Here is a 14,509-nt window from a genome sequence, read left to right as displayed (position 1 = left end):
GGAGTGTTCATGCAGGTATCGGAGAAGTGTCGCGGCTTCACTCAATTGATCGAGTTTCAGATCAACCCCCAGCAGCAAGATGCCCTGGTGGCGGCCTTGTCCACTCAAAGCGAACGACTGGCCGAGGGCCACGATGGTTTTCTGAGTGCCAGCGTGCAGGTCAGCGAGGACGGCCGGCGGGTGCTCAATTACTTGCAATGGCAATCGCGCGCAGATGGCGAGGCGGCGTTCAAGTTCTTCGAGCAGCGCGGCGAAGATTTCTGGACGCTGATTCGCGCCCACCAGGCAACGGCGGTGACCTTCGGTTCGTTCCAGGTGCTGCAAAGCTTTGAGCGCAGCCATGACAACGCGCTGCACTGTCGCCTAAATGGATAAATGCAGCATCCGCCCGCCCTGCACGTTTTCGCCAGGTCGACGTTTGTTCACCGCCAGCTCGCCGAGCTTGATCAAGCGCGAGCGCGTGACGTTGCGGCTCAGGCCCAGCAGGTTGGCGGTATGCACCTGGTTGTAATGGCTGAAGCGGTAGGCCGCACGTAAGAGTGCGTCTTCGACCTTTTCATGCAGGGCGCCGGTCTGTTCCTCGAACAGCGTTTGAAACGCCCGCGCCAGCAAGGCTTCGGCGCTGTTACCAATGTGGTGCGGGTTGTCGTCCTGGCGCTCGATACGCATGTTCGACAGGCGCAAATCGTCGCGCCCTATCACGCCTTTGCGGCAGATCAGTAGGGTGTGATGGATGACGTTTTCCAATTCGCGGATGTTGCCTGGCCAGCTGTAGCTCTTGAGCTTGTGCTCGGCCTCACGGCTGATGGTGATCGGGCCGTAGCCCAGGCGCCGACTGTAGACTTCGATAAAGTGCCAGGTCAGCGGCAGGATATCGCCAGGGCGCTCGCGCAGTGGGCTGAGTTCCAGGCCGACCACGCCGAGACGGTAGTAGAGGTCTTCGCGGAAATGCCCGGCGTTGATGGCCTTTTCCAGTTGTACGTTGGTCGCGGCGAGCACGCGCACATTAATCGCAATGCTTTTGCGCGAGCCCAGGCGTACGACTTCACGCTCCTGCAACACCCGCAACAGTTTGACCTGGATCGCTATTGGCAGATCGCCGATCTCATCGAGGAACAAGGTACCGCCGTCAGCCTCTTCGAACCAGCCGGCCTTGGCACTCAGGGCACCGGTAAAGGCACCTTTGTCATGGCCGAACAGCTCGGCTTCCACCAGGGATTCGGAGAATGCCCCGCAGTTCACCGCCACGAACCGCCGGTTGCGCCGCGCGCTGAGGTTGTGGATATGGCGCGCCACCAGCTCTTTGCCGGTACCGGTTTCGCCGATGATCAACACGCTTGCGTCGCTGGGCGCCACTTGCTGGATGTGGTTGAGCAAGGCCTGGGATTTAGGGTCTTCAAAGACCTGAGCGGTGGCGCGGATCGAGGTCGCGAGTGTGGGGGAGGGCGGTAGAGTCAACAACTGCATGGGCACCTCGTTGAAGGGCTGTCGCCAGGGTGACCGTTGCGTGGCGAACAGTCGGGCTACGTGACGCCATTTATAGAGGGTTGAATTTATTCCGTAAACGAATGCATTTAAATATTTATAGATCGAAAACGAATATATAGGTTGCGCTATCGAACCTGCTGTAACGGTTGATAGCGACTATCACGTGCGTTGATTTTTCATGGCAGGGGGGCGGGAGTAGCCTGTGTTCATTGACTCGAAACCTCCTCAGCAGGACCGCCGCCATGAACCGTCTATTCGCTATTTCGTTACTGTTTTTCATCTCTGTTCTCGCCGGGTGCGCGACTCACCCATCGCCTGAGATGCGCCCTTACACGGCAGAAGAAACCAAACAGTTGGCGTTGGAAGCGTTGAGTCGTCGCGGGTTGTCATTTGATGAATACCAACAGCAGCGTGCTGCCCTGACTGGCCAGCCACAGAAAACCTTTGGCTTTGATCAGCAGGCTGAAATGAACGCACAGCGCGCCGCACAGCGCAGCGGCCGTGCGAGTTGAGAGCCGGGTGACGATAGGTACGTCTTCCAGTTTGACGAGCTGATATCTGTCGGCTAGAACTTAGCCTTAGCAACGCATCACGGCTGCATGATGCAGGCGGATGGTTGAGTCGAGTGTCTGATTTTTCCTGTCTCTTTGGCTTCGTGCCATGTCGTAGTTTCGCTGTGGAATAGCATTGCAAGACATTCCAAATTGAATGTACTTCGGGTTGCGTCAGCCGTTCGCGGCGCGTGACTCCGTGCCGGGTGCTTTCTGACGGGATCGTGAAACTGCGCAGTCTTTCTTCGATAGAAATACGCCTGGCCTGCCATTGAGGCTGGTGATCATGAGGATGTCGATCGGGTGGGGTTTGCTTGTTTCGCGCTGTGGTTGGAGTTTGCCTGGCGTGTTCTTCGCGTTGCTGAGTGTGGAGGTTTCGGCGGCGGCCTGTACGGCACCTGCCTACCAAGCTGGGACCGTCTACGGACAAGGCGACCAGGTGCAGAACAAAAACCAGCAGGACAAAACCCACGAGTTTGAATGTTGGAAAGACACTGACAAATCGCCGCACGGGCCGGGCAGTTGGCAATGGTGCAACCAGCCCGATTACAACCCCGGGCAGCCATCCTCTCATGGTGTCGAGATTTGGGGCGATGCCTGGAAGGATCTGGGGGAATGCGGTGGCTTCCAGGGTAACCGTCTGACCCTGAACTTCAGCACGTTAAGCGGCCGGGGGCCGATCAGCCAGCCAACCCCGGGCGTGGCGCGGGCCGATCAGGTAGTCACTGGCGTATTGCGCTGCAAAGCCGAGGAGATCCCGATCAGTGCCAAGTCCGGCGAAACCATTCACCTCGATAACCTGAAGGCCTGCGACTACCAACTGGTGATGAACCCCGCTGGTGGGTTTGTGCCCTTGAACACACCGCGTATCGTTTCCTTCCAGCGAGAGGAGGGTGAGGAACAGGCGGTCACCCTGAAGTATCGGCCACCGGTGCAGGTGGGCAGGCTCAGCGGCCTGCCAGGGGTCAAGATTGAATTGTTTGCCCAGGGGCTGATACAGCCTCGGCAGATGGCGATGGGCAAGGACGTGCTCTATGTGGGCTCCAGTGCGATTCCATCCTACGTCTATGACGGGAAAATCGCCGATATGATCTATGCCTTGCCCCTGGACAATGCCGGCAAACCCACCGGCATCTACGTGATTGCCAGCGGGTTGGAGGAGCCGCACGGTGTGGTGTATCGCGACGGTGATTTGTACTACTCGACCACTGGCGGCCTCTATCGTTTGCGCGATGCCGATGCGCATTACAAGGATCCTTCGCCTGAGCGGGTGTTCAAATTCCCCGCCGACGATGCGCCATTTCCTCTGCCTTCCGTGGCGTCTGGCTCCAGCACTCGCTTCTGGCATATGAAGCACCCTTTGCATTTCAACCCGCTGGACCCCGCCGACACTGGCCTGTACACCGCCGTCGGCATTCCTTGCAACTTGTGCATGATCCCGCCTGACCCGCGTTACGGCACGTTACTGCGTTATGACACCGTGACCGGTAAAGCGCAGATTCTTGCAAAAGGGGTGCGCAACTCTGTGGGGTTCGACTGGAACCCGCAGACCGGTGAAATCTGGTTCACCGACAACAACCGCCAGGGCTACCCCAACCCCGACGAAATCAACCGCATCAGCGGCCCAAACCAGCACTTCGGTGTGCCCTATCTGTTTGGCAAAGGCACGCCGGGTTTCACCGATGAGGAGTTTGGCAACCCGGCGGTGATCCAGCCGCCCTTGGTTCAGGGAGCGATTGTTTCCGATAAGTCCCGGCAGCAGATCGACCCGAAAGACTACGTGCCTGCCGCTTTCGAGCTGGGTACCAACACCGCACCTCTGGGGCTGAAGTTCTGGAGTGGTTACCCGGCTCGCACACGTTCGCAGAATATGCTGGTTGCCGTGCATGGAGCGGGCACGGCCGAGCGGCCGGGTATGGATGTGCGACTCGTCTCGATCCAGGACGGAACGCGAGTGGTCAATCAGATCCCGTTGATCAATGGGTTTATCCAAGACCCCCTGCGTTTCGATGTGTATTGCCTGGACGACTCCTGCATTGGTCGGCCGGCTGACTTCCTGGCGCTACCGGACAACAGCCTGCTGATCTCCGATGACGTCGCCGGGGTGATTTATCGCGTCAGTTATGACCCAGCAGGGTTGCCGAACACAGAGTTGACCCTGCGGCCGGCGCTCGCACCGGCACCTGAGCTGGAGAATGAGATGATCAGTGGCACGCTGATTGCGCCGGGCGGTAATACCCGCCAGTTCCATGCATCCTTCAACCCTGCTGACAGTTATGCCGCATTGGTGCTCAAGGGTTTGCCCTACGGGACTTACCAGGTTCGGCTCAATGATGTGAAAAACTGGATTCCACAGACGCGCAATACTTCACTTACCTTGTCTGCCGACGACAACAAGCACGTGTTGAACATGCAGTACCGTGAGCGGCCGATCAAGCTGGATATCAACATCACGGTGTTGGCGCCGCCCAAGCCTGCGTCAGTAACGGATTCCACTTGGCATTTCACCCTCAAGCTCAAGGGCTCTACGAGCACCGAGCCCAAAGTGGTGCAGGTGCCTTGGGGCGAAAGTGTCACCGAGCTTCTGGACTATGGGGATTACGAGGTCATCTATCCCTTTTATCCACAGGAACTGCCACAGCCGGAACAGGTAGCGCTGCGTATCAACGAGGACAGCCAGGACGAGCAACTGACACCTATCAGTTACCGTCATGAAGCGAAGTTGGGCGAAACAGTGCTTGCCGAATCCTGCACCAAATGCCACGCGGTGGAGTTTTTCAACAACCTGCGCATGGCGGTGGCGTGGAGCAGTGCTGGCCAGGATGCGTTGGTGCGGCAAATCCAGAGCATGCCGGTGGCCGGGCATTGCGACACCACCTGTGCGACCGAAATCAGCAAGCATTTGTTTGAGGTGGTGTGGGCGCCTTACCTGAGCCCGAACGAGGCTCACGGTCAGCGCCAGTTGCGCTTGCTGACGCGCGATGAATACGCGGCCAGTGTCAAGGACATACTCGGCGTGGAGGTCAATACCCAGAAGCTGCCGGCAGATAAATCCGAGAAAGACTTCAAGTTCCCAGGTGAAGCCAGCAAAGGGCTGCTGCAGGCTGAAGACGTCAAGCAGCTGTATGGCATGGCGGTGTCGATCGCCGAGCAGGTGGCACCTCAACGTGTAAAACGCTTCAAATCCACTGCCGGTACCCTTGAGGTCAGTGCCCTGGGTTATCAAGTGTTCCGTCGTCCTTTGAGCCCGTCTGAGTTGTCGCGTTATCAGGCGGTGTTGGATGAGCACGGAGAGCGGGCGCTGATCGCTGCGCTGCTGTTGTCGCCCAACTTCCTGTATCGCTCGGAGTTGGGCCAGGCTGTCGCACGGCAGGCCGAGGTCTACAAACTGACCCCTTATGAGACCGCAACCGCATTGTCCTACACCTATCAAGGCACCACTCCGGACGCGCAACTGCTGGCCAAGGCAGAGCGCAACGAGTTGCAGACAGTGCAGCAAATCAGCGCAGAAATAGACCGGATGATGCGCAGTGAGCGCGGGCTTGAGCAGTTCAATCGGTTCATCAGTTACTACATCAAGACTCAGCGCGGGGTGCAGGAGAAGCCCGGCCTGAGCGCACAGATGATCCAGTTGATGACCCAGGAGCAGGCCCTGTTGACCCGTCACGTGATGCTCGACGGCAAGGGGACGTTGGACGAGCTGTTCAACCCCGGTGTGACGTTCCTCAACAAGGCTCTGGCCGAACACTACGGTATCGGCGGCGTAACCGGTGACACGCTGCACAAAGTCGCCGTGGATGAGAAACGGGGTGGCTTGTTGCACTTGGGGCTTTTTCAGGCCTCTACCTCTGACTATCAGGTCACCTCACTGGTCAAGCGCGGCATTGCCATTCGCGAGCAGCTTTTCTGCCGGGAGTTTGGGGCGCCGGTCGAAGCCGAGCCCACAGAGCCGGCCTACCCTGCGCGTGCGATCAGTACCCGTGAACGCTGGGACCTGATTAATGGTGAGCAGGCTTCGGGAGGGCGTTGCTGGCAGTGTCATCAGTACATGAACGACACCGGCGCATCGATGGAGCATTACGACGCTGCCGGGCGCTATCGCCAGCAGGAGCCTGCCTATAACTACGCGCAGTTCCCTGTGCAGTTGCCGATCAAAGCGTCCGGTCCGTTCATTGGGGTTGATGGCGCGGTGCCTATCGACGATGTGCGAGGTATTTCCAAGCTGATCGCGCACAACTCGGCGTCTCTGTTCTGCATGGCGGATAGCTATTTCCGTTTCGCTTCGGGCAACAAATCCGACGAGTCCACTTCCGCAACGGTCAAGGCATTGGTCGACGGGCTGAAGGGCAATGGCTCATTACCAGGGATGCTGCGCACGCTGGGTACCTCCAACGCGTTCCAATTCAAGACGCAGAGGGATTGATCATGGATATCTTGAAAAGTCGTCGTCGCTTTCTGGCCGGCCTGGCTGCGGTAGGTGTGTTCGGCCCGCTCACCCAGTGTGGCCTGGCGCGTATGGCCTTGGCCGGGCAAAACCAGCAGGCCAAGTTAAAAGTGGTTTTCTTTGTGGTACCTGATGGCCTGGCAGTCGACTCTGCAACCGCCTATTCCAGTGATGGTCGAGGCCTCTGGCATCCCGCTGCCGAAGCTTTGGACACTTCCGACTTCCAGCTCAACGAGGTCAGCCAGGAGCTTGCGGCCTATAAAGACCAGTCCTTGTACCTGCGTGGCACGATTCTGGGCCCTGGCAATGAAGGCCATAACGGCTGGACGTGGGCGTTGCGCGACCGTGAGAAGAAGATGGCGTCGATTGATGTGTTGCTTGGCCGCCATATGCCGGGGACCGATCCGTCCCAGCGGAGTCTTTTTGCCGGACCGCATTCAGGCATTGACGGGACCGCCTGGCAGGTATCCTGGGAAGGGCCGGAAAATGGCGGCGCAATGCGCAGGCCTGAGCAGGACCCGGTGTTGATGTACGAGAAAATCTTTGGCGCGGTCAGTCGTGAGGTGCGCGAGCAGCAGGTGCGAAACATGCATGTATTTGATCCGGTGCTGGCGGATATCAACGAGCTGCGAGGCAGGCTTGCGGGGGCGCAAAAGCAGAAGCTCGATATGCAGCTTGATTCGGTTGAGCAGGTCATGAAAGACATGGAAGAAACTCTGCCACCCATTGGCGAATGTTCGCCTTTGCAGATGGAAACGTTGCCGTTCAAATCTGCGGAATTTCGTAACCAGGTACAGCATCACCACCATCAGGTGGTTGCCACAGCGCTGGGGTGTGGCATCACGCGTGTAGCGACGATTCAAGTCGGGCGCTCGGCGGAGTCGCTCAATATCCTGGACGTCAGTAATGTGACCAACCCCCATGACTGCGCCCATCGTTATGCTGGGCTGGACGTATGGAAACGATCCCGGCAGTGGTATACCCAGCGAGCCAAGTTGTTCATGGACGAGTTGGCGAAGCATGCCGATCCCGATGTGCCGGGTGACAGCCTGCTTGAACACACGCTTGTGGTATTCACCAGCGAGATGGCCGATGGTGCCCCGGAGCATACGAAGGATATGCCGCTGGTACTGATGGGCGGGGCCAGCGGGTTGTTGAAGAGCGGCAATGGCGTAGGACGCTATTTCAACATCACGGCCCAGGGTGATCGTCAACAAGAAGGCAACCCGGTCATTGGCAATAAAATGGTCGATATGCAGCGAATCTGGGCCACCATCGCCCGGGCAGCCGGAACCGTTGTGCCCTACAACGGAAACATCGATCCGGTGAGCGGGTTGTTTACTAACGTTTGAGTCGCCTCGCGCTGCACTAAAAGCCGAAAAGTCCGTATGGCGGATTTTTCGGCTTTTTGCATTTGCACCCAATCGCCTTTGAGCCTGTTAAGCTGAAAATCAGGAGCGTTCCTACGCACATTTACATCACGTGGTTCTTCTTCAATGGCACTCGATCAGTTAAACCTGACGACCTCTGTTCTGTTCGATGCCCCCGGGACGCCGCTCTCGGGAACACGCTCTGCGAGTTTTACGCCATGAATAAACGTCCGTTGTATTTCGACTATGCCGCCACCACGCCAGTGGATGAGCGAGTTATCCAGGTGATGGTCGAGTGCCTGGGTTTCAATGCCAATTTTGGCAACCCTGCGTCCAGTTCCCATGCATTCGGCCAGGCGGCCCGGCAAACGGTTGAGCAGGCGCGACGGCAGGTAGCCGAATTGGTCGGCGCCCAGCCTGAGCAAATTGTCTGGACTTCCGGTGCCACCGAGTCCAACAACCTTGCGATCAAAGGGGTGGCCCAGGCGCGAGGGCTGGCGGGTGGGCATATCATCACCAGCCAGATCGAGCACAAAGCCACACTCGACACCGCGCGGCAGTTGCAGGAAGCCGGCGTGGCTGTGACCTATCTGGTGCCCGATGCCGATGGCTTGATCAGCGTTCAGGCTGTCAGTGAGGCATTGCGTGAGGACACCTTTCTGGTGTCTTTGATGCTGGTCAATAATGAACTGGGCACCCTTAACGACATTCCGGCTATCGGCGCGCGGGTGCGTGAGCAGGGCGCGCTGTTTCACGTGGACGCGGCACAGGGGGCGGGCAAGGTTGCCATTGACCTGGCGCAGTGGTCGGTGGATTTGATGTCTTTTTCCGCCCACAAGCTCTACGGCCCAAAAGGCATTGGCGCGCTGTACGTTGGGCCTCGTGCGCAACAGAAAGTGTTGGCGCAGATTCATGGCGGCGGCCACGAAGGTGGCTTGCGTTCGGGCACCCTGGCGACGCATCAGATTGCGGGCATGGGCACGGCGTTCGCTCTGGCGGCGGCGTACTTTGCTGAGGAAAAGGCGCAGATCGTGGCCTTGCGTGAGCGTTTGTTGGAGCAGTTGGCGTCGATTCCCGGAGTACGCCTCAATGGCAGCCCAACCCAGCGTATTCCCCACACCCTCAGCCTGACGTTCAGCGAAGGCGAATTCAATGCGGCCGCCTTGAGTGCGGGCATTGCCTTTTCGGCGACTTCAGCGTGCAATTCGGCTAGCAATGCACCGTCCCACGTCCTGGTGGCCCTGGGGCATGATGCCCGCAGCGCTGGTCGCACTATTCGCTTGAGCCTGGGCCGGTTCACCACCGAGCGGGATATCGACGACGCTGTGCAATTGATCAAGACGGTACAGGCCAGCGCACCAGCGTTCTGGGCTGTCTGATACTTCATTTGCAATACATAACAATTATTAGTGGTTAGCAGGAGACACAATGAGTACGCAGCCTTTGACCCATGGAACGGTTCCCCAGCGCTTGGCGCATACCCGTGAACTGATGCGCCGCGAAGGCATTCACGGCCTGCTGGTGCCGTCGGCGGACCCGCACTTGTCCGAGTATTTGCCGGGTTACTGGCAAGGGCGCCAGTGGTTGTCCGGGTTTCATGGTTCGGTGGGCACCCTGATCGTCACGGCGGAGTTTGCCGGGGTCTGGGCGGATAGCCGGTATTGGGAACAGGCGACCAAGGAGCTCAAGGGCAGCGGTATCGAGTTGGTGAAGCTGCAACCGGGTCAGCCTGGACCGTTGGAGTGGCTGGCCGAGCAAACCCCTGAGGGTGGCGTGGTGGCGGTGGACGGTGCGGTCATGGCCGTGGCCTCGGCACGTACCCTGGGTGGCAAGTTGGCCGAGCGTGGCGCGCGTCTGCGTACCGATATCGATGTGCTCGATGAAGTCTGGCAAGACCGCCCGGCGTTGCCGAACCAGCCGATCTATCAGCATCTGCCGCCCCAAGCCACCGTCAGTCGTGGCGAGAAACTGGCCGCCTTGCGCGCCAGTTTGAAAGACAAGGGCGCCGATTGGCATTTCATCGCGACGCTGGATGACATCGCCTGGCTATTCAACCTGCGCGGCGCTGATGTTTCGTTCAATCCGGTGTTTGTGTCCTTTGCCTTGATCAATCAGCAACAGGCCACTTTGTTTGTGGCGTTGGGCAAGGTCGATGCGCAACTGCGGGTGGTGCTTGAGCAGGATGGCGTGACCCTGCGTGATTACAGCGAGGTGGCGCAAGCGCTGCGAGCGGTACCGGCGGGCGCAAGCTTGCAAGTAGACCCCGCCCGCGTCACCGCCGGCTTGCTGGAAAACCTCGACGCGGGCGTCAAGCTGGTTGAAAGCCTCAACCCCACCACACTAGCCAAATCCCGCAAGAGCCTGGCGGACGCGGAACATATCCGCCAAGCCATGGAGCAGGATGGGGCGGCGCTGTGTGAATTCTTTGCCTGGCTCGATAGCGCCCTGGGCCGTGAACGCATTACCGAACTGACGATTGACGAGCACCTGACCGCTGCGCGTACCCGCCGCCCCGGCTATGTATCGCTGAGTTTCAACACCATTGCCGCTTTCAATGCCAACGGCGCGATGCCGCATTACCACGCCACCGAAGAAGAGCATGCGCTGATCGAAGGTGATGGCTTGCTTTTGATCGACTCCGGCGGCCAGTACCTGGGCGGAACCACGGACATCACGCGGATGGTGCCTGTCGGTACACCGAGTGAGGAGCAGAAACGCGATTGCACGCGAGTGCTCAAGGGCGTGATTGCTCTGTCCCGTGCGCAGTTCCCCAAGGGCATTCTTTCACCGTTGCTGGATGCCATTGCCCGTGCGCCGATCTGGGCAGAAGGCGTCGACTACGGTCACGGCACAGGCCATGGCGTAGGTTATTTCCTCAACGTGCATGAAGGCCCGCAGGTGATTGCCTATCAGGCTGCTGCGGCGCCACAAACGGCGATGCAGCCAGGGATGATCACTTCAATTGAGCCGGGTACTTATCGCCCTGGCCGTTGGGGCGTGCGCATTGAGAACCTGGTGTTGAACCGTGAAGCGGGCAAGACCGAGTTTGGCGAATTTCTCAAGTTCGAAACCCTGACCCTGTGCCCGATTGATACCCGCTGCCTGGAGCCGTCGTTGCTGACGGCGGATGAGCGCGAATGGTTCAACGCGTATCACGCCCAGGTGCGTGAGCGTTTGAGCCCGCTGCTCAAGGGTGCAGCGCTTGAATGGTTGCAGGTGCGCACTGCGGCGATTTGATCGGTTGCGGCCAAGGCATTGCCGGCCGCAATCAACATCTAGCTGAGGGCTTCACGCACAAAGTCCAGACGGTCCTGGCCGAAGAACAGCTGGTTTCCTACAAAGAAACTGGGAGCGCCGAACACGCCGCGTTTAATGGCTTGTTCGGTTTTGTCCTTGAGAGCGTCCTTGACGGCTGCGTCATTGGACAGGGCCAGTACCTGCTCGGGATCGAACCCCTGTTTGGTGAGCACATTGGCCACGACCTCTGGGTCGCCCAGGTGACGGCCTTCCACCCAGAGTGCGCGGAACAGGCAGTCGATGAAGTCGAGGAAACGCTCAGGCTGGTGGATTTGAATGCCGGTGACGGCGCGCATCAGCACCAAGGTATTGATGGGAAAGTGCGGGTTGAACCTGAGCGGCACGTTGTAGCGTTTGGCGTAACGCGCCAGGTCATCGAGCATGTAGCGCCCCTTGGCGGGCACCATGATCGGCGAGGCATTGCCCGTGGCCTTGAATACACCACCCAACAGCATCGGTTGATACACCACCTGTGCGCCCGTTTTGGCGCACAGCGCCGGCAACTGGGTATAGGCCAGGTAAGTGGCGGGGCTGCCGAGATCAAAGAAGAACTCCAGGGTTTTACTCATGGTCTGTACTCACTACTTATTGTTATAGAGGGAGTCACCAGGTTTCGTTCCAGGGGCGCAGGTCCAGTTCGAACGTCCAGGCGTCCCGTGGCTGGCGATGGAGGAACCAGTAGTTGTCGGCAATATGGTCCGGGTTGAGGAGGGCGTCCTGATCCTTGAGGGCGTATTTTTGCGGGAAGTTCTCGCGAATGAAGTCGGTATCGATTGCACCGTCGACCACCACATGGGCGACATGGATGTTCATCGGGCCTAACTCCCGCGCCATGCTTTGTGCCAGGGCGCGTATCCCATGCTTGGCGCCAGCGAAGGCGGCAAACCCCGCGCTTCCGCGCAAGCCGGCGGTGGCGCCGGTGAACAGGATAGTGCCGCGGTTACGCGTGACCATGCGCTTGGCGACTTCCCGTGCGTTCAGGAAACCGGAGAAGCACGCCATCTCCCAGATCTTGAAGTACTTGCGTGCGGTTTCTTCCAGAATGCTGCACGGCACATTGGCGCCGATGTTGAAGACGAACGCTTCAATAGGCCCCAGCTCGGTTTCGATTTGCTCGACTAGCGCGATCACGTCTTCTTCTTTGCGGGCATCACAGGCAAAACCATGGGCTTCACCGCCTGCCAATTGAATGCTGTCCACCAGGGGCTGCAGTTTGTCAGCGCTGCGACGGGTGACGCAGGCGATGTAGCCTTCGCGGGCAAAACGTTTGGCTATGGCGCCGCCGGTCGCGTCACCGGCACCCACTACTAATACGATTTTCTTGTTGTGCGGCATGGGAACTCCATTGGTTCGATGGTCGAGCAGGAGTTTAGCCTTCGTGCCGCAACTGGCCTGAATTTAAGATGAGCAGTCAGGAAAGACTGCTCGGGCAGCTATTTGCAGATGACGATCATACTGCGGCTGGTATAGCCGGCTGGGTTGAGGCCGAAGGGATAGTCCCCAGGCTCTTCGGAGTTATCGCCGGATTTGGCTATCACCCGGTAGCCCTTGGCACCGCATGAGTTGGCTGCACTGGTGTAGCACTGGTCCCAGGAGGAGGACAGGCCTGAACAGTTGATATGCAGCCCTTTTTTACCCCGTTTCACTTCTGTTTTTGTGGTTGCAGCACAGCCAGCGATGCCCACAACCAGCAACAGTATCAAAATTCGTTTCATTCCCATCCTTAATAGCCGCCCTGCAAAAGAACAGAGCCGCTTTACTCGCTCTCGAGCGAAGCGTTCATGCTGTCCGTGTCGAAATTCTCCATGAATGACATTCGGTTACGGCCTAAACATGGCCTAAATGAGCGGCAAATACCAGAGCTGGCTTTAAAGATGATCAGTCGGCAGGCACCAGTGGTTTGGATTCGTTGCGCATCGTCAACGTCGCGCCTACGCTAGCCAGGATAATGCAGGTGATGGCCAGCCATTGGGCCAGGGATAAATGCTCATGCAGAAAGAACAGGCCGGAGAGGGCGCCGAACGCCGGTTCTATACTCATCAACGTGCCGAATGTGCGAGCGGGAAGGCGAGTCAGTGCGACCATCTCCAAGGTGTAGGGCAAGGCGGTGGACAGAATTGCGACGCCAATGGCGATAGGGATCAGGGCGGGCGTCAGCAGCGCGGCGCCCGCATGCACGATGCCGATCGGTGCGACGAACAGGGCCGCAATCATCACGCCGAGTGCAGCGGTCTGAACACCATTGTCGTTCCCAGCCTTTTGGCCGAATAAAATATAGAGGGCCCAGCATCCGCCTGCGCCCAGTGCGTAAGCCGCGCCGACCCAGTCGATACCGCTACTGGCCTCGCCCATCGGAATCAACAGCAGCAGGCCGATGATCGCCAGGGCAATCCACAGGAAGTCGACAGCTCTGCGCGAGGCATAGATAGCGACGGCAAGCGGGCCTGTGAATTCGAGTGCTACGGCAATCCCCAGCGGTACGGTACGAAGGGACATATAGAAGAGGAAGTTCATGCCGCCCAGCGCCATCCCGTAAATGATCACCGTGCGCAAGGACTTGGCCGTCAGCGTGGCGCGCCATGGGCGTAATAGCACCAGCATGATCACACTGGCGAAAATCAAACGCAGAGCAGTGGTGCCTTGTGCGCCAACAATAGGAAACATGCTTTTGGCCAATGACGCACCGGATTGGATGGACGCCATGGCGATCAATAGCAGGCCGATCGGAAACAATGCGGATGCCAGGCTGCGAGGTGGGGTGGTCATTGCGGTAGTTCTTCCGAAGTCATGATCGATAAATACGAGGCGCTATGATGCTTAACTGTCGACGAATGAGCAATATATTGCTCAAATGCTGCCTTGTAGCTATCTATATAGTGGGAGCATCGGGTTTTTGAGGTATTTGATAGAAAAACCGAATAATTGTGTTGACGGCAGATTCTGGAAGCCTATAATTCGCCCCACTTCCGGCGCAGTCGAAACGGAAAACTCCTTGGTAAACAATGAGTTATGCAGTTTTCGGCAGCAAGTTGCTTCAGTTCATCGAAGCCAAAAGGAAGTTGAAAAAGAGGTGTTGACAGCAGTGTGTAACGCTGTAGAATTCGCCTCCCGCTTACGAGAGATCGCAAGCGCAAGTGGTTGAAGTTGTTGAAGAAATCTTCGAAAACTTCTGAAAATAACCACTTGACAGCAAATGAGGCTGCTGTAGAATGCGCGCCTCGGTTGAGATGAAAGATCTTAACCAACCGCTCTTTAACAACTGAATCAAGCAATTCGTGTGGGTGCTTGTGGAGTCAGACTGATAGTCAACAAGATTATCAGCATCACAAGTTACTCCGCGAGAAATCAAAGATGTAACC

The 14,509-nt window shown here is 58.1% G+C and carries 11 protein-coding genes; 6 read left to right on the top strand and 5 right to left on the bottom strand.

Annotation, left to right across the window (positions count from 1 at the left end):
• The first annotated feature begins 9 nt into the window (after window positions 1-9).
• Complete coding sequence (locus tag BT204_RS20195) at window positions 10-375, top strand: antibiotic biosynthesis monooxygenase (RefSeq protein WP_034127271.1); 366 nt, start codon at window positions 10-12, stop codon at window positions 373-375.
• Here BT204_RS20195 and BT204_RS20190 read toward each other — a convergent pair.
• Entirely contained in the window at window positions 364-1,467 is a 1,104-nt protein-coding gene (locus BT204_RS20190; RefSeq protein WP_072448084.1) for a sigma-54 interaction domain-containing protein, read from the bottom strand. The genes BT204_RS20195 and BT204_RS20190 overlap by 12 nt on opposite strands.
• Before the next feature lie 263 nt (window positions 1,468-1,730).
• Between BT204_RS20190 and BT204_RS20185 the strand changes: the two genes are divergently transcribed.
• The 5 genes from BT204_RS20185 to BT204_RS20165 all read left to right on the top strand — a co-directional run bounded on the left by BT204_RS20185 (window position 1,731) and on the right by BT204_RS20165 (window position 11,090).
• Window positions 1,731-2,000 carry a hypothetical protein gene (locus BT204_RS20185; protein ID WP_072448082.1) on the top strand — a complete coding sequence of 90 codons (270 nt, stop codon included), beginning with the start codon at window positions 1,731-1,733 and terminating at the stop codon, window positions 1,998-2,000.
• Window positions 2,001-2,385: 385 nt separating this feature from the next.
• Window positions 2,386-6,462, top strand: a complete 4,077-nt coding sequence (locus tag BT204_RS20180) for a DUF1592 domain-containing protein (protein ID WP_239695923.1) — start codon at window positions 2,386-2,388, stop codon at window positions 6,460-6,462.
• Between the two features lie 2 nt (window positions 6,463-6,464).
• Window positions 6,465-7,835 (top strand): DUF1552 domain-containing protein, encoded by a 1,371-nt coding sequence (locus tag BT204_RS20175; protein WP_072448080.1) that lies wholly within the window; start codon window positions 6,465-6,467, stop codon window positions 7,833-7,835.
• 236 nt (window positions 7,836-8,071) lie between these two features.
• A complete protein-coding gene (locus tag BT204_RS20170) occupies window positions 8,072-9,232 on the top strand; it encodes a cysteine desulfurase family protein (RefSeq protein WP_072448078.1) in 1,161 nt (386 codons plus the stop codon).
• Window positions 9,233-9,281: 49 nt separating this feature from the next.
• The gene (locus BT204_RS20165) at window positions 9,282-11,090 is read left to right on the top strand and encodes an aminopeptidase P family protein (protein WP_072448076.1); all 1,809 of its coding nucleotides are present in this window, start codon (window positions 9,282-9,284) and stop codon (window positions 11,088-11,090) included.
• 38 nt (window positions 11,091-11,128) lie between these two features.
• Here the strand turns inward: BT204_RS20165 and BT204_RS20160 are convergent, their stop codons facing one another.
• The 4 genes from BT204_RS20160 to rhtA all read right to left on the bottom strand — a co-directional run bounded on the left by BT204_RS20160 (window position 11,129) and on the right by rhtA (window position 13,916).
• Entirely contained in the window at window positions 11,129-11,719 is a 591-nt protein-coding gene (locus BT204_RS20160) for a 2-hydroxychromene-2-carboxylate isomerase (protein WP_072448074.1), read from the bottom strand.
• A gap of 34 nt (window positions 11,720-11,753) precedes the next feature.
• The gene (locus tag BT204_RS20155) at window positions 11,754-12,485 is read right to left on the bottom strand and encodes an SDR family oxidoreductase (protein ID WP_014717823.1); all 732 of its coding nucleotides are present in this window, start codon (window positions 12,483-12,485) and stop codon (window positions 11,754-11,756) included.
• A 98-nt stretch (window positions 12,486-12,583) separates the two neighbouring features.
• Entirely contained in the window at window positions 12,584-12,865 is a 282-nt protein-coding gene (locus BT204_RS20150) for a hypothetical protein (RefSeq protein ID WP_003190182.1), read from the bottom strand.
• A gap of 163 nt (window positions 12,866-13,028) precedes the next feature.
• On the bottom strand, window positions 13,029-13,916 hold the full coding sequence (rhtA, locus tag BT204_RS20145; RefSeq protein ID WP_038449645.1) for a threonine/homoserine exporter RhtA: 888 nt from the start codon (window positions 13,914-13,916) through the stop codon (window positions 13,029-13,031).
• Between the last annotated feature and the right edge of the window lie 593 nt (window positions 13,917-14,509).

Source organism: Pseudomonas sp. NFPP02, from assembly GCF_900119355.1.
GTDB lineage: Bacteria > Pseudomonadota > Gammaproteobacteria > Pseudomonadales > Pseudomonadaceae > Aquipseudomonas > Aquipseudomonas paracarnis.
The sequence above is the reverse complement of the archived record's forward strand: the minus strand, read 5'-3'. Positions and strand labels throughout refer to the sequence as shown.

What these genes read in the sequence shown, in the direction of transcription:
- BT204_RS20195 (WP_034127271.1), top strand. Translation starts at nt 10, where the DNA reads ATGCAGGTATCGGAGAAGTGTCGCGGCTTCACTCAATTGATCGAGTTT.
- BT204_RS20190 (WP_072448084.1), bottom strand. Translation starts at nt 1,467, where the DNA reads ATGCAGTTGTTGACTCTACCGCCCTCCCCCACACTCGCGACCTCGATC.
- BT204_RS20185 (WP_072448082.1), top strand. Translation starts at nt 1,731, where the DNA reads ATGAACCGTCTATTCGCTATTTCGTTACTGTTTTTCATCTCTGTTCTC.
- BT204_RS20175 (WP_072448080.1), top strand. Translation starts at nt 6,465, where the DNA reads ATGGATATCTTGAAAAGTCGTCGTCGCTTTCTGGCCGGCCTGGCTGCG.
- BT204_RS20170 (WP_072448078.1), top strand. Translation starts at nt 8,072, where the DNA reads ATGAATAAACGTCCGTTGTATTTCGACTATGCCGCCACCACGCCAGTG.
- BT204_RS20165 (WP_072448076.1), top strand. Translation starts at nt 9,282, where the DNA reads ATGAGTACGCAGCCTTTGACCCATGGAACGGTTCCCCAGCGCTTGGCG.
- BT204_RS20160 (WP_072448074.1), bottom strand. Translation starts at nt 11,719, where the DNA reads ATGAGTAAAACCCTGGAGTTCTTCTTTGATCTCGGCAGCCCCGCCACT.
- BT204_RS20155 (WP_014717823.1), bottom strand. Translation starts at nt 12,485, where the DNA reads ATGCCGCACAACAAGAAAATCGTATTAGTAGTGGGTGCCGGTGACGCG.
- BT204_RS20150 (WP_003190182.1), bottom strand. Translation starts at nt 12,865, where the DNA reads ATGAAACGAATTTTGATACTGTTGCTGGTTGTGGGCATCGCTGGCTGT.
- rhtA (WP_038449645.1), bottom strand. Translation starts at nt 13,916, where the DNA reads ATGACCACCCCACCTCGCAGCCTGGCATCCGCATTGTTTCCGATCGGC.